Here is a 1,953-nt window from a genome sequence, read left to right as displayed (position 1 = left end):
AAAAATGCAAATTTCTCTACTTTAGATTGCTCCATATATCGGGGGGAGGTCATAAATTTAAAAACTATATTTATATCCGCTTCGGTTTTTGGGGAAGATTACAATATGATTTAACAGGAAAAGAAATAAAATAATGACATGGGTAACTATACATCTAGTTGGTTACCCATACTTTATATTACTTAATGTATTTAAAAAACTTTAAATCATCCTGATTTTTTACTTGTTTAACTGAGCCATTGTATAATAAAATTGTCCTAGTAGCAATATCTAAAATTTCAGTATAATTATGGTCGGTTATTATAATCCCCTTGTTTTTAGATTCAGCAATAATATAATTTTTAAGCTCAGGTATATGGATTAGGTCAATATTTTTAAATGGTTCGTCAAGCAAAATATATTCGGCATTTGAATATATAATAAGCAATATTTCTATAATTCTTTTTTGCCCTCCAGACAGTTGATTAGGTTTGCTATTCAGAAAAGGATTTACTAAAGGATGATTTGACAAAAATTTAGACTTTTCCTTATCACAAAAACTATAGATAATATTTTTAACCTTGATATGAGAAGGAAGAAAAGGAAATTGAGGGAGATATTTAATAATACCATTATTTTCAAAAACATTCCGAATAAGTTTCTCCTTGACCTTAATATGCTTTTGGTCTGCATTGATTGAACCAAAAACAATTTTCAGCAATGTAGATTTTCCAGTACCATTAGAACCTAATAGTCCTATAATTTCTCCTTTACCACATGATAAGAAAATATCATGCAATATAGTTTTGCTATCGAAAGTTTTGATAATACTGTCAATTTTCACGGGAAACAAAATTATCAGTTCAAAAAAAGAATAACTAATATACCATTAATTCCTAAATTGATCAACCATAGTAAGGTTTTACTAAACCCTAAATTGTAATAAAAGTAATATTCATTAGGGTATATCTGCTCATAAATAATATAATGGAACAATACCGAAAACAAAAGATAAGAAAGAATACCTATTTTAAAAGAAAATCCAAAAATCAAGCCTACAGTAAGGGATATACAGAAAGTTGGAATTAGAATTTTGTAATAAAAAAATAGATAGGAAATAATTTTTTTAAGCATTTTTCTTTTTTATTTTATCAGCTAAACTAAAATAGGAAAATCTCACCAAACCCATTATTTTCACGCAAAGGGTTCGTTTCTGCTTTAGAACATTTACCGGAAATTCCTCAAGTTGATACTCTTTAATCAGTGATTCCTGTCCGTTTCTCAGCATCATTTCAGAGATGAAAGTTTTGATGTTTTTTTGTTCACACGGTTCATAATAGCCAAGCCAACTTGCCTCCACAATAATCACATTTCTGATCTGACCGTAATTTCCTTGAAATTCTTTGGAGTATGTATGTGCCGTCTTCCTGATCATTCCCATTTTCTGAGTGACGTCTGTAGCAGGTACTTCGGGCAAATACTTTTCTAATACTTGCGAAACATTTTTCAAGCGGTTTTTGAGTTGACTGGCAGTATCATCACCGGTTTTCATGATCACCAAATCAATATCCTCTGAAAAACGCTTTATGATACCGTACCATTTTGACAGCGCCGTTCCACCCTTGAATACAGAGTATTTTTTGGTTTCCGCACTGAATATTTGCTTTAAAGCGAACGTTACCCAATAATCTTTCTCAATATACAGGTCGGGAATCTCCATTTCCTGAGCGGTAAATCGCACTGCTTGCCGAAATAAGGTCTGGTTTTCGTGTAGTTTCATTTGATATTCCAGCTTTTTGAGGTAGGCAATACGGTTTCAATATTTGGAAAATTATAGGTCGAAATAGCATTAAGTGATTTTGTGTAAGCTCCCCATTTTCAGTACCCTTCAAAAGTAGAATTTTTTCTTGTTTTTGACCTCCTGACCTCCCCCCGATATATGGAGCAATCTAAAGTAGAGAAATTTGCATTTTC

At 31.6% G+C, this 1,953-nt stretch carries 2 protein-coding genes; both read right to left on the bottom strand.

All coding sequences use genetic code 11. The features are described 5' to 3' along the window. Positions 1-178: 178 nt before the first annotated feature. Positions 179-823 (bottom strand): ATP-binding cassette domain-containing protein, encoded by a 645-nt coding sequence (locus IC612_RS09945; protein WP_194740034.1) that lies wholly within the window; start codon positions 821-823, stop codon positions 179-181. 282 nt (positions 824-1,105) lie between these two features. Continuing rightward, positions 1,106-1,759: a nucleotidyl transferase AbiEii/AbiGii toxin family protein gene (locus tag IC612_RS09940; protein ID WP_194740033.1), complete on the bottom strand. Its 654-nt coding sequence runs from the start codon at positions 1,757-1,759 to the stop codon at positions 1,106-1,108. Positions 1,760-1,953: the final 194 nt, after the last annotated feature.

The organism is Planobacterium oryzisoli (genome assembly GCF_015354315.1).
GTDB lineage: Bacteria > Bacteroidota > Bacteroidia > Flavobacteriales > Weeksellaceae > Planobacterium_A > Planobacterium_A oryzisoli.
Note: the sequence above shows the minus strand (reverse complement) of the source record. Positions and strands in the feature narration are given on the sequence as shown.